Here is a 26,850-nt window from a genome sequence, read left to right on the forward strand (position 1 = left end):
CCTCACGGCATTTGCGGTCCCATCGATGAAACGGGACGAAGGGAATAAAGCCTGTCGTTGCATATTCGATAGGCTTTTGCCTAAAGTTTAATCTCGTTACTATTTTGATTTTATTTAGTTTTTTCATCTATCAATGTCCAATTCGCTAATCTTCAAACTCGAATTGGCAAGGTCGACCTTCCTATGAATTCCGTTTGGCCCGACGCCCCGAACGACGATTTTCGGTCGCTTTTCAAGACACATCCGTCGCCGATGTGGGTCTATGATCCGCAGACGTTGAAGTTTCTGATCGTCAACGATGCGGCCCGCGACCTCTATGGCTATGGCGACGCGGATTTCGCGGTCATGACCGTGCTCGATATCAGGCCATCTATGGAGCGCGAGCGGATGCTGGATGCCGTGTACCACCGCACCGACATCGAGACGGCGCAGCGCTGGACGCATCTGAAGGCGGATGGCGATACATTCGAGGTCCTGACCTATGGGCGGGAGATCCGCTTCGACGGCAAGATAGCAATCCTGGCGATTGTGCAGGATCGTACCGAGGTTAATGCGGCACGGCGGCAGGTCGATGCCACCCAGTCGCTGCTCGACAGCATCGTCGACAATCTCCCCGTCGGCGTCTTCGTCAAGGATATGGAGCGGGACGGCCGTTATATTCTCTTCAATGAGGCGTGCGGCGCTATCGCTGGGCACGCAGCACAAGATGTGATCGGCAAGTCGGATCGGGCGATATTCTCTGATGAACAGACGGCGCTTTTCCGGGAGCAGGACAAGCTTGCCTTCGAAACCGCCGAAACCGTCTACTTCGAGGAAACCATTCACACTGTGGATGGCATGTTGCGTATTCTGAAGACAGCGAAGCGGGCGCTTCCCGCCCCGTCAGGGCAAGCGCCGCGCTATGTTCTCGGCATTTCCCAGGATGTGACCGAGGAGCGCAGCGTCGAGGCACGGCTTGCGCATCTTGCCATGCATGATTCCCTGACCGGCCTTCCGAACAGAGCATTCTTTTCCGAGAGCATCGTACGGCAGGTGGCGGCTGCGAGGCCGGAAAAGCCAATCGCGCTGCTCTACATCGATGTCGATCATTTCAAGCATATCAACGACAGCAAGGGCCATGCCGCCGGTGACATGCTCCTGCGCCAGGTTGCCGAACGCCTCCAGCAGCTTGCCGAGAGGAGCGATCTGGTCGCGCGCCTGGGCGGCGACGAGTTCGCGCTGGTTTTGCGGATGACGGATGCCGGGCGAGCCCGGCGCTTCGCCGATCTGCTGTTGCAATCGCTCTCGGCACCCTTCGATCTCGATGGCGTCCGGGAACACGTGACCTGCAGCATCGGCATTGCGATGGCGCCTGAACATGGCAGCGACGCCGATGTGCTGATGCGAGACGCGGATCTGGCGCTCTATGCAGCCAAGGCAAGCGGCCGCTCAACCTATCGCTTCTACCAGACGGATATGCGGCTTGAAGCTGAACGGCGCCATCAGCTCACGCTGGAGCTTCGTGAGGCGTTGCAGAACGACGAATTCGAGCTCCATTACCAGCCGATCATCCGACTGGACGGAGACGCTCTTTCCGGCTTCGAAGCTCTGATCCGCTGGCGCCATCCCAAGCGTGGGCTCATCGCGCCGGCGGAATTCATCCCCGTCGCCGAGGAAACGGGGATGATCGTTCCGATCGGCGACTGGGTGCTGCGGGAAGCTTGCCGGACCGCCATGGAGTGGCCGGAACATCTGAAAGTGGCCATCAACCTGTCCGTCTATCAGTTCCGGCATGCGAGCCTGCTGGCCACGGTCGTTTCTGCACTGAGCGAGACGGGTCTCTGCCCCGGACGCCTGGAGATCGAGGTCACGGAATCCATCCTGCTTTCCGAGGTCGAGCAAAGCCTGTCGCTGCTGCGTGCCCTCAAGGAGCTTGGCATTCGCATCGCGATCGACGATTTCGGCACGGGCTATTCCTCGCTCAGCTATCTGCGCTCCTTCTCTTTCGACAAGATCAAGCTCGACCGCAGTTTCGTCGCCGGCATGGATGCCGATCCCGGCAATCTTGCCATCGTGCGGGCTGTTGTCGGTATTGCCTCCGGCTTCAATGCGGTGACCTTGGCCGAAGGCATCGAGACGGAGGCGCAATTGGCGAAATTGCGGGCCGAAGGCTATCACGAAGTGCAGGGTTTCCTGCTCGGGCGACCAATGTCACGCGAGGATGCCCTGGCGCGAATTCTAAGCGAAGCCCGCCCCGCCCGGCTTATGCGCGCCTGAATGCCAGCGCATGGATGGCCGCCGAGGTCTGGAACGGGCGCGCGAGAATAATCGAAAAAATTCGGCGCCGGTTGTCGGGAAGGATGATCGGCCAACGTCCTTGGAACAGCCCATTGAAAGGGCACGACACCTAGAACCGTTCCCAAGGAGACGAACATGACCGATGCAGCAGATCAGACGCAGTCCCAGCAGCCACGCGTGCCGGTTCGCGGCGGCGTCGTAGCCTATCTGACCGTCGACGGCGCTGTGAAGGCCGCCGAATTCTACAAGCGCGCTTTCGGTGCCGAACAGGCCTTCATGTATCCGGTCGATGAAAAGGGCCGGACCATGCACATCCATCTCTATATCAACGGCAGTTCGGTCATGCTCGGCGACGCTTTTCCGGAATATGGCCATGCGCTGGAAAAGCCGCAGTCCTTCACCATGCAGCTCGTCGTCGATGACCTCGATTTCTGGTGGAAGCGTGCCGTCGATGCCGGCGCCGAAGTGGTCGTCGAGCCGCAGGTGATGTTCTGGGGCGATCGTTGGGGCCAGCTCCGCGACCCGTTCGGCGTCGCCTGGGCAATGAATGCGCCTGTCAATAACTGACACTATCTCAATCGCGGTTGACGGAATGCCCTCGGTGCGGATAGCGCCGAGGCACCTCTTTTGTCCGGCTGCGAAGACGTTATTCGGCTAGCAATGCCTGCGTCAGCGGACGTTCGGCCTCCATCAGGCCATCCAGAATTGAATAGTGATGCTTGTCGGGCTCCACCACCACCTCAGTGGCAGCGCCAAGTCCTGTCCAGATATTGGCAAGCAGCGCATTCTGGCGGACGAATTCGGCGCGTTCGGCACCTCCAACCCAGCAGGTGAGGCGGACGGTTTCGACCGGCTCCAGAAGCGCCGGGCTTTCGGCCTTTGCCTCGGCATCATCGATACGAAGCTGCTCGTTCATGCTGCGCCTCATGATCGGCCGCAGGTCGTGAAGGCCGGAAATGGCAAGCACATGCCGAATGCGCTCCCGGATCGCCTCGTTGAGTGGCGATGTCGTCGTCATCATGCGCGCAACGAGCTGACCGCCGGCCGAGTGGCCAGTCAAAACGATAGGGCCACCGACGAGTTCGGCTGCTTTCGTGATCGCGGCTGAAATCTCCTTGCCGATCCCGGCGATGCGATTTTCCGGGCAAAGCGTGTAGGACGGGATCGCGACCGCGTATCCTCTGGCAATCGAGCCGGCCGCCAGGTGCGACCAGTAGCTTTTGTCCAGTTGCAGCCAGTAACCGCCATGGACAAAGACCACCAATCCCTGCGGTTGGCCTTCGGGCAGAAAGAGATCGAAGCGATTGCGCTCCGCAGGACCATAGGCCAGATCGAGTTTTGCGCGTCCCGCGGTTGTTAGCCTGTCGCGGAAAGACTTAGCCGGCTCGACCCAGGCGGCCGGCCATTGATCGCCGTCGACGATATAAGCGCCGTTGGTATAGGCGGCGTCCCAATCGGTGACCCGGAAATAGCTCATGTTCAGCTTCCTCTCTCCAGCTAACGGCGCCTGTAGATCAGGTCACGGCCGCGCGCACCGCAAAGCGTGCGTCCTTCCATGATCCGCTGCTCAGGATTTCCTCGAGCACCGTCACAGCACGCCATACGTCGCGATATGAGACGTAGAGCGGCGTGAAGCCGAAGCGCAATGTCGACGGGGCGCGGAAGTCGCCGATAACGCCGCGCTCGATCAGCGCCTGCATGACTTCATAGGCGTTGCTATGGATGAAGGAGACCTGGCTGCCGCGCTTTTCGCTGTCCCGCGTCGTCTCGAGCTCGACACCATATTGGCCGCATTTGGTTTCGACCAAGCGGATGAAGAGATCGGTCAGCGCTATGCTCTTCCGGCGCAAGGCTTCCATGTCCACCTCGTCCCAAATGGAGAGCGCCCCTTTCAGAGCTCGAAGCGACAGGATTGGCTGGGTGCCGCAGAGGAAACGCTTGATACCAGCATCGCCATCGAAGCTCTGTTCGAAGGCAAAGGGGCGGGCGTGGCTCCACCAACCGCTGAGCGGCTGAACGATCGATGCGTGATGGCGCTTTGCCGCATAGATGAAGGCCGGCGCTCCGGGGCCGCCATTCAGATATTTGTAGGTGCAGCCGACGGCAAAATCGGCATCCGCACCGTCGAGATCGACAGGCAGGGCGCCGGCGCTATGGCACAGATCCCAGATGACGAGCGCACCCGCCGCCTGGATGCGCTTCGTCATCGCCGCCATGTCGCGCAGCTCGCCGCTCTTGTAGTTGACGTGATTGACGAGGACGACGGCGACGCTGTCGTCGATCAGCTCCTCGATGGTGCCGGCATCACGGCCTTCAAGGCGGAGCGTGATGCCGGGGCGCGTCGAAAGGACGCCTTCGGCCATGTAGATATCGGTCGGGAAACTGTCGCCCTCTGCCACGATAACGTTGCGGCCCGGTCGCATGGCGAGCGCCGCATGAAGCGTCTTGTAGATGTTGATCGATGTGGAGTCGGTGACCACGGTCTGGCCTTCGGCGGCGCCGATCAGCCGGCCGACGCGGTCGCCGAGCTCCAGCGGCAGATGAAACCATCCGGCGCTGTTCCAGCTACGGATCAAGCCGTTGCCCCATTCTTCCATGGCGGCCTGGCGCACTTCGGCAAAGACCTCGTGCGAGGCTGCACCGAGCGAATTGCCGTCGAGATAGATGACGCCGGCGGGCAGGGCAAAGCGGCTGCGGAAGGCGCGCAGCGGGTCGGCCTCGTCCATAGCCTCGACGGCGGCGAGATCGGGAAGGCTATCCATGATGTCGTTGCCTCGTAATCTATTCGCGAATGGTTTCTCGGGTGGCGGCTCCGCCGCGGCTGCGGCGGATACTCGGCAGCGCCAGCATGATCAACACGAACAGGCCGGTTGCGAGCTTCAGGTTCGGCGGCGGCATGCCGGCGGCAAGGCACAGCGACACGAGCTGATAGTAGATGATGGAGCCGACGAATGGCGCCAGTAGCTGACGCAACACGGTCTGCTTGCCGGTAAAGGCTTCGCCGATCATGAGCGCGGCAAGACCGTTGATGAGGATGCCGATACCCATGTTGACATCGGCAAAGCCCTGAGACTGCACCATCAGTGCACCGCTTGCGGCTGAAAAGGCGCTGGCGATGCCGACGCCACCGATGGTGGCCGCCCAGACATTGATGCCCTGCGCCTCGGCCATGTCGGGATTGGAGCCGACGGCGCGCATGGCTGTGCCCTTTTCCGTCTTGAAATAGAGATTGAGGGCGATCAACACGATGACGGCCAGCAGGCCGGCGATGACGATCTTGCTCGCGGGAAAGCCCGGCGTCGTGAAGGGTACCCAGTCGAACACAGTCGGCGAGCCGAAGACGGAGAGGTTCGATTTGCCCATGATGCCGAGATTGACGCTATAAAGCATCGTCGACATCAGGATGCCGGCGAGCAGCGTATGAATGCGGAAGCGCAGGTGAATGAAGGCCGTGCAGCAGCCGGCGGCAAGGCCGACGACGAAGGCGACGGCGATCGCCAGCGGCGGTGCGACGCCGGCGGCAAGCAGAATGCCGCAGACGCAGCCGCCGAGCGGAAACGCGCCTTCACTGGTCAGATCCGGAAAGCTCAGCATCCGGAAGGGGATCATGATGCCGAGGACGACGAAGCTCAGGATGAAGCTCTGGGCCAGCGTGACCGGGATGAGCGAGACGAAGCTCGAAACGGTTGTCTGAATAAAGTCCATCATGATCTCAGCTCACCAGCAGCATGCGGTCGGTCTTGACGGCAAAGTGGCCGATCAGCTCGGGTACGGTGATGCGCCGCTTGCCATCCCCGGTAATTTCGAGATGGACGCGGCCGGCATCGAGCATGATGATGCTGTCGCCGAAATCGACGGCGTGCTGCATGTTGTGCGTCACCATCAATGTCGTCAGCTTGAGCGCCTCGACCGTGCGCACCGTTGCCTGCATGACGATATCGGCGGTGCGCGGATCGAGTGCTGCCGTATGTTCATCCAGCAAAAGCACGTCGGGCGAACCGCCGACTGCCATGATGAGGGATAGCGATTGGCGCTGGCCGCCCGAAAGCAGCTCGACCTTGGTATCCAGCCGGTTTTCGAGGCCGAGACCAAGCACGGCCAGGCGCTCCTTGTAGGCGGCGAGGCGGGCGGCATTCAGGCCGGGACGAAATCCTCTGCTCTTGCCGCGCAGTTCCGCGAGAAGCATGTTTTCGCCGACCGTCATGCTGGCGGCGGTGCCCTTCATCGGGTCCTGGAACACGCGCGCAAGCCGCGCGGCGCGCTTGTGGACCGGCATGCCGGTGACGTCGTTGCCGTTGATGAGAATCTGACCGGAATCGAGGCTGAGAGCGCCGGAAATCGCATTCAGCATGCTGCTCTTGCCGGCGCCGTTCGAGCCGATCACGACGCCGAATTCGCCTGTCTTGAGGGAGAGCGTCAGGCCATTGAGCGCGACCTTCTCGTCGGGCTGGCCTTTATAGAAAACCTTGCGCGCGGATTTGACATCCAGCATCCGTGCCTCCCCTGCGGTATAGGGTTATGAAATGGCGGCATCCCTGACGCCGCCATGGAAAGGAATTATGCAGTAGAGGATGCCGCCTATTACTTCGTGAAGCAATTGCAATCGGCAAGCGAAGCCGGAACCTCGGCACCGAAGGCTTTCAACACAGTCTTGTTGATCAGCGGCGCGTGGTCTTTATAGGCAGGAACGGAGGGCTTGATCGTCTTCGGATCGGCACCCTTCAAGATTTGCGCCGCGATCTTGCCGGCGTTTTCGCCAACCTGCTCGTAGTTGACGGCAAAGCTTGCCGGAACGACGCCGTTGCGAACAGCCGCGTCGTCGGAGTTGACGATGGGGATCTGTGCCTGGTGGGCGGCCGCGGCAACGGCGGGGATTGCTGGCTGCAACAGGTTGGAAGCGGGCGTGTAGATGACATCCGCCTTGCCCGCGAGCGATGCGATGCGCTGCTGGATGTCATTGACATTGTCGACGCCGACGGGAACCACTTCGAAGCCGGCTGCCGGAGCGGCCGCCTTGACCTTGTCGAGCAGCGCCACGTCGTTGGCTTCGCCCGGATTGTAGGGAATGCCGATACGCTTGGCATTCGGAAGCAGCTTCTTGGTAAAGGTCAGGATCGCGGAGATGTCCTGCAGATCGCTTGAGCCGGTGATGCCGACGTCGCCTGCGTCCCAGGACGGCACGAGCTTGGCGGCGACGGGATCGGTGACCGCAGTAAAGACGATCGGAATGCCGGAGCCGGCGAGCGCCTTCTTGGCGATCTGCGACACCGGCGTCGTGACCGTGTATATCAGCTTCGGATGTTCGGACTGCAGCTTGGCGATCATTTGCGGAACGAGCGAGGCGTCGAAGCTCGTATTGCTCTCGGAGTAGACGACATCCTTGCCTTCGACGAAGCCGTTGTCGGCGAGTGCCTTCTTGAAGCCGGCGATCGAAGCATTGAGCTGCGGATGTTCGCCGAAATTGGCGATTGCGATCTTGATCGGTTCGGCCGATGCCGTCGCAACACTGGCAACGAACGCGCCGGCAACGACGAGGCCGGAGAGCCATTTAGATGTAGATCTCAGCATATTTTCCTCCCGGATAGACAAGGAGCCGTGTTCCATCGGCTCTCTTGACGAGGGATCATAGCGACTGCCGCAAGACTGTCAATTTACGATATATGATATTCACGATAGAGAGGTTTTATATATAATTTTGGCAGCAGATGATTTTATATATAATCCGAGCCTGAGGGGACTGGGACAAGGATCATGCAAGACACGGATGCCCTAAGCAAGACGGAGGCGGCTTACTGGCTGTTGCGGCGCGACATCCTCAATACCAGGTTAAGGCCGGGTGCATCGTTAAGGTTGAGCATGCTTCGGGACACCTACGGCGTCGGCTGGACGCCGCTGCGCGAGGCGCTGTCGCGGCTGGAAGCTGAAAAGCTGGTTACCGCGGTCAGCAACCGCGGCTTCGCGGTCGCCCCCGTATCGCGCGCCGAACTGGAGGATTTGACGCGGGCACGTATGATCGTGGAGCTGCCGCTTTTCATGGAATCGATCGAGAAGGGCGGGCCGGATTGGGAATCGGCTGTTGTGACGGCGCATTACCGTCTGTCACGCTGCAAGATCGTGCTCGGGTCCCCCTCCGACGAAATGGCGGACGAATGGGACGAGAAGCACAATGCCTTTCATGCAGCACTTGTCAGTGCTGCGACATCGAACTGGCTTCAGCGCTTCCGGTCCACTATCGCGGATCAGCTTCGCCGCCACCATCGTTTTCTCGGTCTGGCACCGACGCAGCGCGGGGCCGCCGGCCTCTCCATCGGCTACGAAGAAGCTGCCGCCGCCCTGCAGGATGCCATGGCGATCGAGCATCATACGGCCCTGATGGACGCCGCCCTCGACCGCGATATCGAGCGTGCACGCGCTCTGATGACCGAGCATATCGGCTATACGCTGCAGGTTTATATCCGCTCGGAGGATAAAGACGGGTAACTCCATTATATCAAATTCCACTAAATAGCACTACTATATCAATTGGTTAGCTTGACACGTTCTGCGATTGGGCGCTACCAATATCCTGCGGTTTTCGGCCACGATGGTATCCCTGTGGTGTCCTGTTCAAAGTCTTGGAGGGCGCTAAATGGGCAAGCGCAGCACCGTGCTTTTGACCAAGCGTATCGTTGATGCGGCTCGACCCGGTCATGAACCCTACCACGTTTGCGATAGCGAGCTTTCCGGCTTCGGTCTTCGCATCGCTCCCACCGGCGTCAAGACATTCATCATCAAATATCGGGCCGACGGCGGCGGGCGATCATGTCGGTGCACTGGAGTTTCGGCCAACTTGCCAGCTTGGTCGGAGCCCCTGCGGCCTGTCTCCGCCAACTCCCCGCGACGCTCGCCGGCATCGTTCCGCGTATCATATATCCTCGGACCCAAACACGGTGACCGCTTTTTCCATCTCAATCAATGAGGGCCAAGCTCTTTCTAACTAGTTGCGCAGGCGGTGAAAAATGCCCAACCAAAATTGATATTCTTCTTCTTCGCATTCGCACCACGCCTCGAATGCGCACCATGCGACGGCCGTTGGCGCACAGTCGCCATAAAGCGCGATCATGTCATGGACTATTTGATGATAATCGCAAGCGCCATCGGATTTGCCGTTGAAGCGGTTGCGTGCCACACGTGCACGTGTCGTTGAATTTCGGGACAAGCAAACACCTCCTGCGTCCGGCGCAGGGAGCTGATTTTGAAGCCGGACGTTGGGAGCTCACAATGGAGCCGCGGAGGCCGGTATCGTCGGCCTATCTATCGTCCCTGGCATTTTGCTTGTGACAAGCGTGTCACACCGAAAGCCGGATTGTCCAAGAAATCCGACAAAATTCTAACTCTGCGCCTACGCTCGTCCACTTGAGCGGCGTTCACTTTGTTCTACTTCCATCCTCAGCGCTTCAAGACGACCCTGACAGACTGCTTCCACCCGATCGATTAAATCCGTGGTGCGGTTCAAGAGCCATGCGAGCGCCTCTCGGCTTATCTCATAGTGCTTTGAATAGCGCGCCTTCACATATGCTTCGTTGAGAATGTTGAACCAAGCGACAAAGCGCTGCTGATCGCGGGGCCAAGCGTCAGCCAACTGCTGCGCCTGACTTTCAGCGAGACCACGCAAATGCTTGAGGTTGTGGGAAGCTGGGCTGTAATTGGTTAGCACGAGTAGCAATGCTGCATAAGCCTGTTCAATTGATTGATGCAACAGGAACGCAGCTTCCTTGAAATTAGCCTCACTGATGCAAAATGCAGCGGTTTTGGCAAACACTCGCGCGTGAGGAAGCCGGTCTTCGAAATACTCTATTGCGAATTTATATGCGTCCGCGGGGTGAAGGAGATTGGGATTGGCCAACGGTGTGTTATCAAGTTCATATAGCACAATGCCGTCTCGGCGGAGGTCGACGAAAAAATACCGGCCTTGCTTAAGCAGAGTGTTTACCTCACGAAGCGAATGCACAATGAAATTGACCGGTGTTTTGATTTCATCGAGATGCATGAGCCGGTCCGCCGCCTTCTGCCAATAGGCTGAGAAATCGGTGAGTTTGCGGTTATTGACGACAATCAGCAGATCGAAGTCCGAGCGGTAGCCCTTCTTCGTATGCGGCTCATCGACCCAGCTACCACGGGCATAGGATCCGAACAGAATGATTTTCAAAATGCGGCCGCGCTTCTTGAAATCGGCTGAGCCACCCTTAAGCGCGTCTTCAAACTCCTCATGCAGCACCTCGACGACCCGCGCGAGCTCGCGCTGTTTGAGCGGCGGAAGATGGTCGATGCTGGACTTCATGAACAATGGCGGCTCTTTCACGGACATAGGACAGGCATAGCGGAGCTTGCGTTTCATATCCATAGGTTGCGCCAAGCGCACAGGAAAAGCAACAAAAATGTTGCATCAAAATTGGAGAAGCATACTAGTCTTTCATGACGAAAATGCGAAAATTAGCCAATTTCGTGTGAAATCCATTGGGAATTTATGAAATTCGGCGATTTTACCTCTATTTTTGATGCATCAAAATCTCGGATCGTTGATTTGGCGGTGAGCTACGGGGACTGTAGTATGAATCAAGAGGTTCTTTTCTGGTCGCGGAATCCCGACCTTCTGGAGCTAGGCTTGGATAGCAGCAGCACCTCTCTGATTCATGGTTGTTCCGCAGTCGAACGTGCTCAATGGCGCACTTGACCAGCGTCAGATTTGCCGCGCTTGCTATGCTTTGTTGGTCATCACCGCAATGGAGTTGCCTTGGAACGGCATTCGGGGATTCGCCGCATGAGCATTCCGATGCGTCGTCTCCGAATTTGCGTAGATGATGCTTAAAACCGAAACCATCGATTTTCACAGAGCAAATGCAAAGCTACTGTCTTTTGCAACCCTGAAGGAAGAGCTTCGTGCAGGTTTGTGCCCGTGAGATAATTTCTGCATCGGGAATATTGGCCAACTGGCCGAGCATCACGGCGCGCTGAGGCTCCATTGCCATCATTCCCCGGAGCATACCGGTTGCGGCACCCGGATCGTCCAGCTCTATCTGACCCGAGCTCATTCGCTTCTTCAGCCAATTTTCGATCGCTTTGCTCGTCTTGCGGATCGCCTGCTCATAAAAGATAGCTGCGATCTCCGGAAAGCGATCCGATTCACTCAGAACCAGCCGTGTCATCGCGATCGTCTCTTCAGAGAGGGTAAGCCTGCCATAGGATATTAAGAGCTTTTCGAGACTTTCCTGCAGTGGTGTCTCGGCAGCGCCTTCCGTATCCAACGCCAGGATGTAATTTTTGATCTTCTTGGATATGACGCTCGAAAAAAGATCGGCCTTCGCTGGGAACAGGCGATAGAGCGTCTTTGTGGAGACACCGGCGGTCTGGGCGATCATACTGATGCTTGCAGCAGCGTAGCCCGCCTTCTTGAACTGATCATCCGCGACATCGAGGATAAGCTCCCTGGTCTCTTCATCTGATCTGATCTGTGGCCTACCGCGACAGCGCTTTTCACTTTCTTTTTGCATAAGATTTTTGCCTTCATTTTCTCCACGATACAGGCATTAAGGAAAATATCAAGTTTCCTTAATTCCCAAAGTGCTCGTGTTCTAGAGCGCCGTCTCGCCCCGGTTTGGATACCCCAAATATCGGCATCTTTTCAGCGGTTCGGTTACTCGGGACATCAACCTCAGCCCGTGGCAACTAAGGACTTCCGGAATTCGATCAATTAGAAAATCTGATATTTTCCAAAATATATTGACAAGACTCCAAACAAGCATATTTTGGAAAACGAAACTTTTCCTAATTGTCCGACCTGTGTCGCCGGACTGAACCGGAGCTACTGAAATGGACGAGAATGTAGTTGGCATCACCAGCAAGATCGACCGCAAACTTGGGACCCCTGACGGCGTCGCCGACACGGCCGAAGCGAAACAGCAACCTATCGCGGAAGCCGCCATCCCAGCGCCCTCGGTTAGAGCCGATATCCGACGCTCCCGCATCAAGAATGCCTTGTTCGCCGCAGTCGCGCTGGGGGCGATAACAGCCGTTGCCTATTATGGGCACAATTATTGGACGGAGGGCCGCTTCGAGGTTTCGACCGATGACGCCTATGTCAAGGCGGACAGCACGACCGTCGCACCGAAGGTTTCCGGCTATCTGTCCGAGGTTCTCGTCAGCGACAATGAAGTGGTCAAGGCTGGCCAACCACTCGCCCGTATCGATGATCGGGATTTCCGTACGGCGCTCGATCAGGCGACGGCAGATGTCGCCGCTGCGGAGGCGACGGTCAATGCCAAGCAGGCGTCGATCGGCATTCAGCAGTCCACAATCGCTGCCGCCCGAGCAACGCTCGATGTCGATAAAGCCAACGAAACCTTCGCCGAGCAGAACAACAAGCGCTACACCAATCTGGCCACCAATGGCTACGCGCCAGTCCAAACAGCTCAACAGACCGCTTCGGCGATTGCTGCAGCCCAGGCGACAATTGTTCGAGACACCGCCGCGCTCGATGCGGCGATAAAGCAGGTCGACCTCTTGAACGCCGAACTCACTCAGGCCAAGGCGACGTTGGCGCATGATCAGGCGGTCGCGCATCAGGCGGAGCTCAACCTCTCTTATGCGACTATTGTCGCGCCCGTAGACGGAACCGTCGGCAACAGGACGTTGCGCGTTGGACAATATGTCCAGGCCGGCACCCAGCTGATGTCGGTCGTTCCGACGACGGCGGCCTACATCATCGCCAACTATAAGGAAACGCAGCTCACCGATGTCCATGCCGGTCAACCGGTCGACATCGATGTCGATATGTTTCCCGGCCGCACATATCGCGGCCACGTCGACAGTATAGCTCCGGCAAGCGGTCAGGAATTCGCGCTCCTGCCGCCCGACAACGCCACTGGCAATTTCACGAAGATCGTTCAACGTATCCCCGTCAAGATCGTCCTCGACGGAAGGGCCGCCGACACAGCTGACCTGCGTCCGGGAATGTCCGTCCAGCCCAGCATCGACACCAAGGCCGATGCCATCAGTCACTAGGTGCGAATGCAGGAGATCGTGTCATGTCCGCCATCACGACAACAGCCGGCCACGCCCAGCAACCGCGCGCCAGCACCAAGGAATGGATTGCCGTTCTCGCCGGAATGATCGGCGCCTTCATGGCGATCCTGAATATTCAGATCACCAATGCCTCCCTTCTCGACATTGAGGGTGGCATAGGCACAGGCGTCGACAACGGCGCCTGGATTTCGACATCCTATCTCATTGGCGAGATCGTCGTCATTCCTTTGACGGCCTACTTCAGCAACGTCTTTTCCTTCCGCCGCTATATTCTCGTCAACTCCGTTCTCTTTCCCCTCTTTTCCATGGCCTGCGCCTTCGCGCATGATCTCGGAACGATGATCCTGCTTCGCGGCCTGCAGGGTTTTGCAGGTGGCGTCCTGATCCCGATGGCCTTCACCATGGTTCTGACCAAGCTGCCAAAAAACCAGCAGCCGCTGGGTCTTGCCATCTTTGCTCTTTCGGTCACCTTTGCCCCGGCGATCGGACCGACGATTGGTGGCTATCTGACCGAAAATTACGGCTGGCAAACCATCTTCTTCATCAACACCATCCCAAGCATAATCATGGCGATTGCTCTCGCCCTGACGCTCGAAAAGCAACCAATGCAACTCAGCCTCCTGAAGGAAGGAGACTGGGCCGGCATCGTGACGATGGCGGTTGGCCTGTCGGCTCTGCAGACCGTGCTGGAGGAAGGCAACAAGGATGACTGGTTCTCCTCCCCCTTCATCGTCAAGCTCAGCATTGTCGCCTTTGTTTTCCTGGCCGCATTCATCTTTATCGAGCTCAGGGTGAAGAAGCCGCTCGTGAAGCTGCGGTTGCTGACGCAGCGCAATTTTGGCATCGGTGTGCTCGTCAACGTCCTGGTCGGCGTCGCACTCTTCGGCACTGTCTACATCCTCCCGCAATATCTTGGACAAGTGCAGCGCTACAACGCCGAGCAGATCGGCAATGTGCTTGCCTGGACCGGTTTACCGCAACTCTTGCTTATCCCGCTGGTGCCAGTCCTGATGAAGCGCTTCGATGCCCGCTATATCGGCTTTCTCGGTATCTCGATCTTCGCCATCAGTTGCTTCATGAATGTCATGCTTTCGGCCGACAATGCCGGCGACCAATTCTGGGTACCCAATATCGTGCGCGCCATCGGCCAGGCTCTCGTCTTGACACCGATCACCGCCATTACGACAGCCGGTATCGCGGCTGCCGACGCGGCTGCCGCCTCCGGCCTCACCAACATGCTGCGAAACCTGGGGGGCGCCGTCGGAACGGCCTCTCTTGGCACGATCCTGACCAAACGCGAGCAGTTTCACTCAAACATCATCGGGCAGTCGGTCACTCTTGCTCGCGATGAAGTTCGTGATCGCATTACGACGCTGACCGGCTACTTTATTCAGCATGGTGTTGCCGATCCCACTGTTGCGACCCATAAAGCGGTCGTTGCACTTGGCCAAATTGTCCGGCGGCAGGCTCTCATTCTCGGCTTCGGCGATACCTTCGCCGTCATCGGCATCGTTCTTTCCCTTGCTGCGCTCGCGCTGCTCTTTACGCGCAAGCCGCAAGCAGGCGGAGGCGCGGGTGGCCATTGATCGCGCGCGTCCATCGTGCTGCCCCGCGTATCGGCTCTGTCGCAAACTCCAAGTTAAACAGGCACCCTGGATAGCCATGTGGCGAGACGCGGAGTGTACGACCCCACGCAAAGGCCGGGGCGTGGCTATGACCAGCCCCGGCCTTTCGCACGCCATCAGCCGCGAAGGAACGCAAGCAGGTCGGCGGGTTCTATCGCAAAACGATATCGAGGTCACGGATGTGGAGCTATGCACTGGGGCTCAGGCGGCAATAAGTTCGAATTGCTCGGCGATTGACGGGCCTGGATTGTCGGCGAACCTCGCCTGCCGTTTGCGCATCATACGGACCATCTCGATACCGGAGAGAATGACTTCAGCGCTTGCCGTCGATTTGAAGCCGAGCACGGACCGAATGCGGCGCTTGATGCGTCGATGGTCCTGCTCGATCCGGTTGTTGAAATATTTGCTCCTGCGGACGCGGATCGGGTTCAGTGAACGCCGCGATCGGTCGCGCCGGCGGTCTTCGGCATCGCTGGAAATGACCGCTTGGTGATTGGTCAGGCTGCCGTCGATGACGATGCAATCCGGCCGGCCATGACGATCCAACGCCCTGCGAAGGAAGCGCTTGGCCGCTGGCAGGTCACGGCTTTCGCTGAAGAGAAACTCGACCGTGTCGCCGCGCTGTCGATGGCGCGGTAGAACTACATCCATTCGCCGCGGACCTTGATGTATGTCTCGTCCATATGCCACTTGCCGGTAACGCACCGCTTACGACGGTTAAAGCGCTCCAGCTCGCATTGGAACAACCAAGCTGCCTGCAGGTTAGGCTTCGTGATTATCGAAACAATAATTCACTGCCGCGTGACGCGTGGAGAATTATCTGATGCCACTCGCCGTTCAGTCAGACGCCGCATTCAACCATCCGCGGATCTACTATGTGAATCCATTGCTGCTGGGGGGGAGAGATCGATGGAGCGAGGTATTTGATCACGCGAGTGCGCTGGGTTTCGACATCGTGCTCTCGGCTCCGCCCTTTCGCAAAAAGGCAGACGCTGGTCTTTTTTCTACGGACAATTACGAGCATCTGGATACGGCGCTCGAGCTAGAAGGAGATGCAAAAGAGGCTCTTTCCATGCTGGCGCAGGAGGCGCGAGCATCGGGGATCGAACTCATGCTGGACCTTGTGGTTACCGCGCATGATGCGGGGACTACAGCCGACTTTACCCCGCTTGACCCACGGAGGTCGCCACTCTCTTCAACTAAGCCTGCGGCACTATCGCCGGCCGCGGTAATCGACGAGTGGGAAGCGCGGCTGACGGAGTTTGCGTCCTGTGGGATCGCCGGTTATCGGGTCCTTGGGCTTGCCGGCGTGCCTGCCGATAGCTGGCGACGCTTGATGACCAGCGCGAAAACGGCACGACCGGGAACCAGGTTTTTTGCGTACACGCCAGGAACCGATTTCGCTCTGCGCTCCGCATTACAGGACTGCGGCTTCGATGGCGCCTTTTCCTCGGCTGGCTGGTGGGATCTGCGCGAAAGCTGGTTCCTTGAGGAATATCGCCTGCAGCTTCCTTTCGGACCACAGATCGCCTTTCCGGAGGTGCCGTTTGGAAGGCGCTTGGCACATGGTACCGAAAGTAGGGAAATCCGCGAGCGAAAATCACGCCGCGCCCTCCATCTTGCGGCCGAACTCGGCCACGGATTGCTGGTGCCAATGGGTTTCGAATTTGGCGCCACCCTGCCGCTCGATCCGACATATGGTCATGGACAGGGTCTGCGTGTCCTCAAAGCGGAGGGAGCCTACGATATCTCTGCCGATATACGCGACCTGAATTCTGCTTCACGCGCGCCCACTCAATGGATGCTTCTTCAGTGTGAAACAACGAGCCAAGTGACAGTGATCGCCCAGGCTGATCGGCCCGCATTACGGGGTGCAACGCAGGCGCGGCTTCTCGCTGTCAACAGAGATCTGCGTCGTGCCGCGGAACTGCCTGACGACATCATGCATCGCTTGGCTTCGCCTTTCATGCCTATCGAGGTGGTGCCTAACAGCCGCAGGATCGCTCCGGGCGAGGTGCGTGTTGTCACAACCGAGGCCCGTCCTCTCGTCACGGCTGATGAAGGGCAGCTGTCTCTCACGGAGGCGACGGCCTCTCCGCGCATCGCCATCGAGCATGTCACGCCGCAGGTCGACGACGGACGTTTTGCAGTCAAGCGCATCGTCGGCGATACCGTGGTCGTCGAGGCGGACATCTTTGCCGACGGCCATGATCTACTGTCGGCCGCTCTCCTTTACCGCACCCGCGATGCGCAGGATTGGCGTCAAACCAAAATGGTCCTTTCCGAAAACGATCGTTGGCGGGGCGCCTTCCTTCTCGATCGCGTGGGACGCTTCGATTTCATGGTCGAAGCCTGGAAAAATCCCTTCGCCATCTTCCGCTACGAGCTTCTCAAGAAGAGCGAGGCGCGGCTCGATCTGCGGCTGGAATTGATCGAAGGCGAAGAGTTGATCCGCGATGCCGCGGCTGATGGCGGCATACCGATGAGGGATGAGGACAGGGCGGAGTTTGCGACGCTGCTTGCCGAGCTCGAAAGGCGCGACGGGCCGGGCAAGCTTGAATTGCTGCTTGCCACACGCACAAACGAACTCATGGCGCTCGCCGACCGCCGTCCCTTTGTCTCGCACTCGCGGACCTATGGTGTGGAAGCCGAACGCCGTGAGGCGGCCTTTGCGAGCTGGTACCAGATCTTTCCCCGTTCACAGAGTGGTGACCCCAATCGCCACGGCACTTTCGAGGATGTCATCGCCCGCTTGCCGGCCATCCGGGATATGGGCTTCGACGCGCTCTACTTCCCGCCGATCCACCCGATCGGCCACACCAACCGCAAGGGCCGCAACAATTCTCTCATCGCCGCTCCAACTGATCCGGGCAGTCCCTACGCGATTGGTTCGGAAGCCGGTGGCCATGAGGCAATCCACCCCCTCCTTGGACAATTCGATGACTTCGAGCATCTGATTTCGGAAGCAAAGCGGTTCGGATTGGAGATTGCGCTCGACCTGGCGATACAAGCCTCTCCCGACCACCCGTGGCTAAAGGAACATCCGGGCTGGTTCGATTGGCGCCCGGACGGCACGATCCGCTATGCAGAAAATCCACCGAAGAAGTACGAAGATATCGTCAATGTCGATTTCTACGCACCGGAGGCAGTCCCCGCACTTTGGGCCGAACTGCGCGACATCGTCGAAATGTGGATCGAGGAAGGCGTAGAAATCTTCCGGGTCGACAATCCCCATACCAAGCCTTTTCCCTTCTGGGAGTGGCTGATCGGCGATATCCGCGCGCGTCATCCGAAGGTCGTGTTTCTTTCGGAAGCCTTCACAAGGCCGAAGGTGATGTACCGGCTGGCAAAGGTCGGCTTTTCCCAGTCCTACACCTACTTTACATGGCGCAACACAAGGGCGGAGCTGGAGGAATATCTGACCGAGCTTACTCAAGGTGAGGTCACCGAATTCTTTCGTCCGCATTTCTTCGTCAACACCCATGATATCAATCCGGACTTCCTGCAGAACGCGCCGCGCTCTGCCTATTTGATCCGGGCCGCACTGGCTGCCACGCTGTCCGGCCTTTGGGGCGTTTATAACGGCTTCGAACTTTGCGAGGGACGGCCGGATGCTAAGCGCAAGGAATATGCCGATAGTGAAAAATACGAGATCCGCGCCTGGGACTACGATCGACCGGGCAACATCAAGGCGGAAATCTCGATGCTCAACCGCATTCGCAAGAATAATTCAGCCCTGCATTCACATCTTGGCCTGACCTTTCTGCCCTCATCGAACCCCAACGTCATGTTTTTCGAGAAGGCAAGCGTCGGACGCCACAATGTTCTGTTTGTCGCCGTGACGCTCAATCCCCACGCGACAGAGGAAAGCAATATCGAATTTCCGCTCTGGCGGTTCGGCCTGGCAGACGAAGGAACACTGGCTTTCGAGGATCTCGTCAGTGGCCAAAGATTCACTCGTGCGGGGAAGTGGCAGATGATCCGCCTCGATCCGGCTTATTTGCCTTTTGCCATCTGGCGCGTCAGGGCAGGGGAGGTCTGAGATGGACACTGTTCACATGGCCGAGAGCGATAAACTGGCCGACGATCCGCTATGGTATAAGGATGCGATCATCTATCAGCTGCACATCAAGTCCTTCTACGATGCCAATGGCGATGGCATCGGCGACTTCGAAGGCCTCTACCAGAAGCTCGATTATATAGCTGCGCTTGGCGTGAATGCCATTTGGCTCCTGCCGTTCTTTCCCTCACCCCGGCGCGATGACGGCTATGACATCGCCGACTATCGTAACGTCAGCCCGGACTACGGGACGCTCGAGGATTTCCGGAAGTTCGTGGCGGCGGCGCATGAACGCAATATCCGCGTCATTATCGAGCTTGTCATCAATCACACGTCGGACCAGCATCCCTGGTTCCAGCGCGCGCGGCAATCGCCTGCCGGCAGCCCTGAGCGAGACTTCTACGTCTGGTCGGATACCGATCTGAAATTTCCCGAGACCCGCATCATTTTTCTCGATACGGAAAAATCGAACTGGACATTCGATCCCGTGGCGGGCGCCTATTACTGGCATCGCTTCTATTCGCACCAGCCAGATCTCAATTTCGATAATCCGCTGGTGATGAAGGAGATTATCGATGTCATGCGCTTCTGGCTTGAGACCGGGATCGATGGCTTCCGGCTCGATGCGATCCCCTATCTTGTCGAGCGCGAGGGCACCAACAATGAAAATCTGCCGGAAACCCATCTGATCCTCAAACAGATCCGTGCGGCGCTTGATGCGACACATTCCGGCGTGCTGCTCCTTGCCGAGGCAAACCAGTGGCCAGAGGACACGCGCGAATATTTTGGCGACGGCGACGAATGCCATATGGCGTTCCATTTTCCGCTGATGCCGCGCATGTACATGGCGATTGCCAAGGAGGACCGCTTCCCGATCACTGACATTATACGTCAAACGCCTGATATCCCCGAAATCTGCCAATGGGCGATCTTCCTCAGAAATCACGACGAATTGACGCTGGAAATGGTCACCGACGCTGAACGCGATTATCTGTGGGAGACCTATGCCTCCGATAAGCGCGCCCGCATCAACCTTGGCATCCGCCGCAGGTTGGCACCATTGATGGAACGCGACCGCCGCCGTATCGAGCTCATGAATGCGTTGCTGCTGTCCATGCCAGGAACACCGATCGTCTATTACGGTGACGAGATCGGCATGGGAGACAATATTTATCTCGGCGACCGGGACGGGGTACGCACCCCGATGCAATGGTCCCCCGATCGCAATGGCGGCTTTTCGCGCGTAGATCCGGCGCGCCTCGTATTGCCACCGGTTGCCGATCCCCTCTACGGCTATGAGGCGTTGAACGTCGAGGCACAGGTGTCGGATGCCCATTCGCTGTTGAATTGGACACGGCGAATGCTGGCGTTGCGCGGTCGCCATAGTGCCTTCGGCCGAGGATCGTTGCGTTTTCTCACACCGGCCAACCGGCGGATTCTCGCCTATTTGCGGGAATATGATGACGAAGTCATCTTATGCGTTGCAAACCTGTCGCGCGTTCCCCAGGCGGTAGAACTCGATCTGCAGCAGTTCGAAGGGCGGGTTCCTGTGGAGTTGACCGGCATGTCGCCGTTCCCGCCGATTGGGCAGCTCACTTACCTGCTCACGCTGCCTCCCTATGGTTTCTTCTGGTTCCAGCTCAATGTCGAGGCCGACGGACCAACCTGGCGCACGGCTCCGCCGGAGCAACTCGTCGATCTGTTGACCATCGTTATCAGGCGCAGCCTGACGGAGCTTGCCGAACTACCGCATCATACTGCGGTGCTGAGTAGGGATATCCTGCCGGCCTACCTTTCGAAGCGCCGCTGGTTCGGCGCCAAGGACCAGGTCCTGCAGGAAGCGAGACTCGTTTCCGCTACACCGATACCCTTTGCCGACGGTATCGTCCTCGGCGAGATCGAGGTTGTGCTGTCGGATCATGTGGAGAGCTATCAATTGCCGCTTGCAGCCGAGTGGGATGATACGGCGCCCAACGTGCTCGCCCAGCAGCTTTCCCTCGCCCGCATCCGCCAGGGCAGGCGGGTTGGATTCCTGACTGACGGATTTGCCGTAGAGATGATGGCGCGCGGCATCCTTCAAGGCCTGTGCGATCGCTCGACGGTCAGCGGGCGCACCGGCATGATCGAATTCATCGGCACCGATCGGCTCGATTGCCTGGCGTTGACCGAGGATATGCCGATCCGCTGGCTTTCGGCTGAACAATCCAACAGCTCCTTGCTCGTCGGAGACTTGGCGATGATCAAGCTAATCCGTCATGTCTTCGTCGGAGTTCATCCGGAAGTCGAGATGACGCGCTATTTGACGGAGCATGGTTATGAGCATACCGCCCCTCTCCTGGGCGAGGTCGCCCGAACCGACGGCGAAGGTCGCCGTTCGACGCTGATCATCGTGCAAGGAGCGATCCGCAATCAGGGCGATGCTTGGAATTGGATGCTGTCGAACCTGCGCCGCGCTGCTGACGAGGTCGTTATCACCGAATCTCCAATCGAGGCGGCCGACGAACAGCTGCGTCCGCTTCTGCATTTTATTTCCATGGTCGGCGAACGCCTCGGAGAACTGCACGTCTTGCTGGCTCAGCCGACCGACAACGAAGCCTTCGCGCCACGTCGCGCGGATGCACGCGATGTCGCCGCCATTCGCGAAACCGTAACAGGCGAAATTACCTATGCCTTTTCCAAGCTGACCGACCTTGAAGATAATGTCGAGCCTGAGATCGCGGGGCGCATGTCCTTGCTGCTTGCCGAACGCGACAGGATCATCGCGCTTGCCAGCGCGGTGGCGGGCGAAGCGAAAGGCACGTTGTTGACGCGTGCCCATGGCGATTTCCATCTTGGCCAGATCCTAGTCACGGAAGGCGATGCCGTTATCATCGATTTCGAAGGCGAGCCGGCGCGCAATCTTGCCGAACGCCGCGCCAAAACGAGCCCGTTGCGCGACGCTGCCGGCCTGCTGCGGTCGCTCGACTATCTCTCAGCTACCGCCATGCTCGAAAACGATGCCATTTCTGATCATCACGATGCCCGCCGCCGCGAGGTGATCCGGCGCTTCGCGGAAAATGCGGAACGCATTTTTCTAACGTCCTATATCGAGGCACTGGCGGTTTCGCCCGATTTGCCCAAGGAGTCTGCGGAAGTTCGGCGGATCATCGATATCTTTCTTCTGGAAAAGGCGGCCTATGAGATCGCCTACGAGGCACGAAACCGTCCGAAGTGGCTTCCGATCCCGCTAAACGGACTTGCCGCCATCATAGCTCGCCTTTCGGAGAGCCGCTCATGAGCGATGTTGCCGACATTCGCAGCGGAATGGATGCGGGTTCCATGCAGGCCTTGGTGGAGGGGCGGCATGGGGATCCCTTTTCCATTCTCGGCATGCACCAAGGTGTGGACGGCCGCTACAGCGTCAGAGCCTATCTGCCGGGGGCTTTGCGCGTCGAAATCCTCGATCGAGACAGTGATCGCGCTCTGGCGTCGGCCGATCTTATCCATCCCGCCGGCCTGTTCGGCGCCACACTTGCCGAACGCAACGCCTATTATCTGAGAATTCAATGGCCCGATGCAGTTCAGGTGACGGCCGATCCCTACAGCTTTGCGCCGTTGCTCGGCGATCTTGATCTCCACCTGATCTCGCAAGGGACACATTACAACCTGAGCAAGGCTCTCGGCGCCAACCCCATGACGATTGACGATGTCACGGGCGTGCGCTTTGCGGTGTGGGCGCCGAATGCAAGCAGGGTGTCCGTGGTCGGCGACTTCAACGCCTGGGACGGACGCCGCCATCCGATGAGGCTCCGGCCACAGGCAGGTGTCTGGGAGATATTCCTTCCGCATATCACGGTCGGCGAACGCTATAAGTTCGAGATTGTCGACCGGGTCGGCAACCTGCTTCCGCAGAAGGCCGATCCGGTCGCCCGGGCAGCGGAGCCGGCGCCATCGACGGCGTCAGTAGTGGCGTCGTCCGAACCTTTCCGCTGGAACGATCATACCTGGATGGACAATTGCCGAAACGCCGATCATTTCGCCAAGGCGCTTTCGATTTACGAGGTTCATGCCGGCTCCTGGCTGCGCGACATGGAAGATGGCGGCCGCGCGCTGGATTGGATCGAACTCTCGCAGCGGCTCATTCCCTATGTCAGCGAAATGGGTTTCACCCATATCGAACTGCTGCCAATCATGGAGCATCCTTTTGGGGGATCGTGGGGCTATCAGCCACTTGGTCTGTTTGCGCCGACCGGGCGCCACGGCACGCCTGAAGATTTCGCATATTTCGTCGATCGCTGCCACCAGGGGAGGCTCGGTGTCATTCTGGATTGGGTGCCGGCGCATTTTCCAACGGATGTGTGGGGATTGGCGCGTTTTGACGGCACTGCGCTTTATGAGCATGAGGATCCGCGGGAGGGTTTCCATCGCGACTGGAACACGCTGATCTATAATCTTGGCCGCAACGAGGTCAAGGGCTTTCTGATTGCGAGCGCGCTCGAATGGCTTGACCGCTATCATGTGGACGGACTGCGCGTCGATGCCGTCGCCTCCATGCTCTATCGCGACTATAGCCGCCCGGAAGGAGAGTGGATCCCGAACCGCTACGGCGGGCGCGAAAATCTGGAAGCCATCGAATTCTTCAAGCATCTGAACAGCATCGTTCACGACCGCTTTCCGTATGCGCTGATGATCGCCGAGGAATCGACCGCTTTTCCAAGCATCACAAAACCCGCTGCGGAAGGCGGGCTCGGCTTCGACATGAAGTGGAATATGGGATGGATGCATGACACGCTCCATTACATGTCCGACGATCCGGTCTATCGAAAGTATCATCATGGCTCGATGACCTTCGGCATGATCTATGCCTATAGCGAGCGCTTCATCCTGCCGTTTTCGCATGACGAAGTCGTGCATGGAAAGGGTTCCACGCTCGCCAAGATGCCCGGCAATCCCTCGCAGAGGATGGCCAATCTCCGCGCTCTTTTCGGCTTCATGTGGGGGCACCCGGGTAAGAAGCTTCTCTTTATGGGCGATGAGATCGGTCAGTGGTCGGAATGGAGCCACGACAGTTCCGTGGAATGGGATCTCTTGGATGAACCGTCTCATGCCGGCCTGCAACGGCTGGTGCGCGATCTCAACCGGATCTACAGGCATTTTCCCTGCCTACAGCATGGCGATACGGTGCCCGACGGCTTTGAATGGGCGGTTGCCGATGATGCCGAACAGTCGGTTTTCGGAATGCTGCGCTTCGATGCGGGGCGACGGTTGGCCATTCTGGTCATCTCGAATTTCACTCCGATTTTCCGAGGCGGATATAGGGTAGGCGTCCCTTTTCCCGGCCTCTGGCGGCGGATACTCGATACCGATGACTCTGTTTACGGCGGAGCAGGCTTGGGCTCTGGCGATCGTCTTACCGACGATCTTTCTGCGCATGAGCGCCGCCAGTCTCTTCTCCTCGATCTTGCCCCTCTTTCAACGGCGATGTTTCTCTTTGAGGATGGAGAAGCGATGACGGAGGTGAGTGACCCTGAAGGCCTGCCGTCTTGGAAGTAGACGATACTATCGTGGCTGCGCATTCGACAGAACCGTCCGGTAGCGAACATCGTCTTTCTTTCAATTCGATCTATCTCTTATTGCATGAGGAGGTTGTGATGAAGATTATGATTGTCGAGGATGAGCCCTTGGTGGCACTCGAATTGGAGCGTATCGCTACCGAAGCCGGTCATGAAGTCGTTGGCTCCTTCATGACGGCAGAGCAGGCGCTCGCCTATGCGTCCAAGGCACAGGTGGCTTTCGTGGATCTCGGCTTGGCCGACGGCCATAGCGGAGCGGGGCTCGCTCGCCGATTGACGGATCGGTTCAGGATAAAAGTGATCTTTGTGACCGGCAGCCCAGAGCGGGTTGGATACGGCCTCGAAGGAGCAGTCGGAGTAATCGACAAACCATTTACCGACAAAATGATTATCGATGCCTTGGAAAAGGCACAGCGCCTACAAGGTTAAGCCTGGCGGGGTTGGAAGTCTTTCGAAGAGCGGCGCAAGCTCGTCATTCAGCTTCACAATGTGGCTTATGACAGGCTCCAAACAATGCTCCACGATCCGATCGCGTTGTTTGCCATGCCGTCCGACGAAAAAAATATCTGCCCCTCAATGGGGCTTTTCAAAACAACAGGCGTGTTCGACAGATTGGCTGTCAGATGAAGGTTTGAGGACCCCATTGGCCAGCGCACTCGAAGGGGCGAGGCGTCTGGATCGTAGGTTGCCACACAACTACGTGCGTCGCCAAGGAGCGGCACGATCACCTGATGTCTGAGCTTTAACAACTGCTCGTAATAGTCGCCAATTGTCGGATTCTCATTCATTTTGTCCCAACGTAATTTGGCGCTGCGGAAGGTGGCTTCGGCCGTCGGGTCGGAGGCATCCTCTGCTTCGAAGCCGGGCAGGCGCTTCAGTTCCTCCTTGCGGCCAAGTCTTACCTTGGCGTTGAGCTCCTCATCGAAGTCGCAAAAGAAGGGAAAGGGATCGGCAGCGCCCCATTCCTCACCCATGAACAGCATGGGGATCTGCGGCGAGAGAAGATAGATGGCTGCAATGGCCTTTATCGCCTCGATCGGGTGGGAGGAAATCATGCGATCGCCGCATGCCCGATTGCCAATCTGGTCATGGTTCTGGATGAAGGAGATAAAGGCCGATGGCGGCAAGCCAGCGCTCGGCGATCCCCTTGGCCGGCCTCGATACTCCATGCGCTCTCCTTGAAACGCGAAGCCTTCGGCAAGCGCACGGCTCAAAGGTGGTCCCCAATCGACATAATCTTGATAGTAGCCGAAGGTCTCGCCCGTGGCCGCCACATGAAGAGCGTGGTGGATGTCATCATTCCATTGTGCCGTAAAATGGCGCGGCTTGCCGTCTTCGGCGCGAGCGAGGAGAGCCGAGTCATTATCCTCGTTCTCGACGATCAGATGGATTTGGCGTTGGGGAAATGCGCTCCTGACGCGCTCGGCAAGTTCGAGAAGGATATGCGGATCGCTATCGTCCTTCATCGCGTGAACGGCATCGAGCCGCAAACCATCCATCCGAAACTCGTTCAGCCAATAGATTGCGTTTTCGATGACGAAATCGCGGACGAAACGGCTGCCGTCGCCATCGTAATTCAGCCCCTTGCCCCAGACGCTTTCGTGCCGGTCGCCAAAGATCGGCGCGTAGCGTGGCAGATAGTTCCCATCCGGTCCGAAATGATTATAGACCACATCGAGAAAGACGCAGATGCCGCGCTCGTGGGCTGCATCGACGAGCATTCTGAGATGTTCGGGGCGACCATAGCTGCTATCCGGCGCATAGGGTAAAACACCGTCGTAACCCCACCCATATCGACCGCGAAAATCCGAAAGCGGCATGAGTTGAATGGCCGTTATTCCAAGGCGCTGCAAATGGTCGAGCTTTTCGATGGCCGCTAGAAACGTGCCAGCTTCGGTGAAGGCGCCGACATGCAGTTCGTAGATGACGATTTCTTCCCAGCGGCGTCCCTTCCATCCCTGCGTTTGCCATTCGAACAATGGATCGATTAGCTCGCTCGGGCCGTGGACGTCTTCGGGTTGAAAGCGCGAGGCAGGATCCGGCACGGCAAACCCGTCGCCCAGCACGAATTTATAGCGATCGCCGATCCGCGCATCCTTGACTTCGACGATATGCCACCCGTCCTGCCTCCGCCGCATGGTCCATTCCCCACGCTGCTCGATGCGGATGAGCACGCGCTTCGCCAAGGGCGCCCACAGGCGGAACAGGACGGCATTCTCGTTGAGTTGCGGTCCAAATGCGAAGTTGTGCTGCATGACATCCCCGTTCGTCGATG

General features: G+C 58.2%; 17 protein-coding genes and 1 pseudogene. 9 read left to right on the forward strand and 9 right to left on the reverse strand.

Annotated elements, in window-relative coordinates; all coding sequences use genetic code 11:
• Nucleotides 1-183 precede the first annotated feature (183 nt).
• Both FHT85_RS06955 and FHT85_RS06960 read left to right on the forward strand, forming a co-directional pair.
• Nucleotides 184-2,256 carry a putative bifunctional diguanylate cyclase/phosphodiesterase gene (locus tag FHT85_RS06955; RefSeq protein ID WP_112410422.1) on the forward strand — a complete coding sequence of 691 codons (2,073 nt, stop codon included), beginning with the start codon at nucleotides 184-186 and terminating at the stop codon, nucleotides 2,254-2,256.
• 156 nt (nucleotides 2,257-2,412) lie between these two features.
• Nucleotides 2,413-2,844, forward strand: a complete 432-nt coding sequence (locus FHT85_RS06960; protein WP_112410423.1) for a VOC family protein — start codon at nucleotides 2,413-2,415, stop codon at nucleotides 2,842-2,844.
• A gap of 79 nt (nucleotides 2,845-2,923) precedes the next feature.
• Here the strand turns inward: FHT85_RS06960 and FHT85_RS06965 are convergent, their stop codons facing one another.
• From FHT85_RS06965 to FHT85_RS06985, 5 genes are all read right to left on the reverse strand, one after another.
• On the reverse strand, nucleotides 2,924-3,754 hold the full coding sequence (locus FHT85_RS06965; protein WP_112410424.1) for an alpha/beta hydrolase: 831 nt from the start codon (nucleotides 3,752-3,754) through the stop codon (nucleotides 2,924-2,926).
• Nucleotides 3,755-3,791: 37 nt separating this feature from the next.
• Nucleotides 3,792-5,039, reverse strand: a complete 1,248-nt coding sequence (gene kynU / locus FHT85_RS06970; RefSeq protein WP_112410425.1) for a kynureninase — start codon at nucleotides 5,037-5,039, stop codon at nucleotides 3,792-3,794.
• 19 nt (nucleotides 5,040-5,058) lie between these two features.
• Nucleotides 5,059-5,982: an ABC transporter permease gene (locus tag FHT85_RS06975; RefSeq protein ID WP_112335736.1), complete on the reverse strand. Its 924-nt coding sequence runs from the start codon at nucleotides 5,980-5,982 to the stop codon at nucleotides 5,059-5,061.
• A gap of 7 nt (nucleotides 5,983-5,989) precedes the next feature.
• A complete protein-coding gene (locus FHT85_RS06980; RefSeq protein WP_112401024.1) occupies nucleotides 5,990-6,769 on the reverse strand; it encodes an ABC transporter ATP-binding protein in 780 nt (259 codons plus the stop codon).
• 89 nt (nucleotides 6,770-6,858) lie between these two features.
• A complete protein-coding gene (locus tag FHT85_RS06985) occupies nucleotides 6,859-7,845 on the reverse strand; it encodes an ABC transporter substrate-binding protein (protein WP_112410426.1) in 987 nt (328 codons plus the stop codon).
• A gap of 183 nt (nucleotides 7,846-8,028) precedes the next feature.
• Between FHT85_RS06985 and FHT85_RS06990 the strand changes: the two genes are divergently transcribed.
• On the forward strand, nucleotides 8,029-8,757 hold the full coding sequence (locus FHT85_RS06990) for a GntR family transcriptional regulator (protein WP_112410427.1): 729 nt from the start codon (nucleotides 8,029-8,031) through the stop codon (nucleotides 8,755-8,757).
• Nucleotides 8,758-9,658: 901 nt separating this feature from the next.
• Here the strand turns inward: FHT85_RS06990 and FHT85_RS07000 are convergent.
• Together FHT85_RS07000 and FHT85_RS07005 are read right to left on the reverse strand one after the other, a co-directional pair.
• Entirely contained in the window at nucleotides 9,659-10,597 is a 939-nt protein-coding gene (locus FHT85_RS07000; RefSeq protein ID WP_112336105.1) for a nucleotidyltransferase and HEPN domain-containing protein, read from the reverse strand.
• 565 nt (nucleotides 10,598-11,162) lie between these two features.
• Entirely contained in the window at nucleotides 11,163-11,807 is a 645-nt protein-coding gene (locus FHT85_RS07005; protein ID WP_112335731.1) for a TetR/AcrR family transcriptional regulator, read from the reverse strand.
• Nucleotides 11,808-12,147: 340 nt separating this feature from the next.
• Between FHT85_RS07005 and FHT85_RS07010 the strand changes: the two genes are divergently transcribed.
• A complete protein-coding gene (locus FHT85_RS07010; RefSeq protein ID WP_409527324.1) occupies nucleotides 12,148-13,317 on the forward strand; it encodes an HlyD family secretion protein in 1,170 nt (389 codons plus the stop codon).
• Between the two features lie 23 nt (nucleotides 13,318-13,340).
• Nucleotides 13,341-14,924: a DHA2 family efflux MFS transporter permease subunit gene (locus FHT85_RS07015; RefSeq protein WP_112410430.1), complete on the forward strand. Its 1,584-nt coding sequence runs from the start codon at nucleotides 13,341-13,343 to the stop codon at nucleotides 14,922-14,924.
• 240 nt (nucleotides 14,925-15,164) lie between these two features.
• Here FHT85_RS07015 and FHT85_RS07020 read toward each other — a convergent pair.
• Nucleotides 15,165-15,694, reverse strand: a pseudogene (locus FHT85_RS07020) (IS6 family transposase); the annotation flags it as partial.
• Between the two features lie 92 nt (nucleotides 15,695-15,786).
• Between FHT85_RS07020 and FHT85_RS07025 the strand changes: the two are divergent.
• The 4 genes from FHT85_RS07025 to FHT85_RS07040 all read left to right on the forward strand — a co-directional run bounded on the left by FHT85_RS07025 (nucleotide 15,787) and on the right by FHT85_RS07040 (nucleotide 25,004).
• Nucleotides 15,787-19,005, forward strand: coding sequence for an alpha-1,4-glucan--maltose-1-phosphate maltosyltransferase (locus FHT85_RS07025; RefSeq protein ID WP_112410431.1), 3,219 nt, complete (start codon nucleotides 15,787-15,789; stop codon nucleotides 19,003-19,005).
• Nucleotide 19,006: 1 nt separating this feature from the next.
• Nucleotides 19,007-22,300 (forward strand): maltose alpha-D-glucosyltransferase, encoded by a 3,294-nt coding sequence (treS, locus tag FHT85_RS07030; protein WP_112410432.1) that lies wholly within the window; start codon nucleotides 19,007-19,009, stop codon nucleotides 22,298-22,300.
• Nucleotides 22,297-24,555 (forward strand): 1,4-alpha-glucan branching protein GlgB, encoded by a 2,259-nt coding sequence (glgB, locus tag FHT85_RS07035; protein WP_112410433.1) that lies wholly within the window; start codon nucleotides 22,297-22,299, stop codon nucleotides 24,553-24,555. Before treS ends, glgB begins: the two co-directional genes overlap by 4 nt.
• A gap of 98 nt (nucleotides 24,556-24,653) precedes the next feature.
• The gene (locus tag FHT85_RS07040; RefSeq protein WP_112339652.1) at nucleotides 24,654-25,004 is read left to right on the forward strand and encodes a response regulator; all 351 of its coding nucleotides are present in this window, start codon (nucleotides 24,654-24,656) and stop codon (nucleotides 25,002-25,004) included.
• Nucleotides 25,005-25,069: 65 nt separating this feature from the next.
• Here the strand turns inward: FHT85_RS07040 and treZ are convergent, their stop codons facing one another.
• Complete coding sequence (gene treZ, locus FHT85_RS07045; protein ID WP_112410434.1) at nucleotides 25,070-26,830, reverse strand: malto-oligosyltrehalose trehalohydrolase; 1,761 nt, start codon at nucleotides 26,828-26,830, stop codon at nucleotides 25,070-25,072.
• Between the last annotated feature and the right edge of the window lie 20 nt (nucleotides 26,831-26,850).

The organism is Rhizobium sp. BK312, assembly GCF_014193605.1.
GTDB lineage: Bacteria > Pseudomonadota > Alphaproteobacteria > Rhizobiales > Rhizobiaceae > Rhizobium.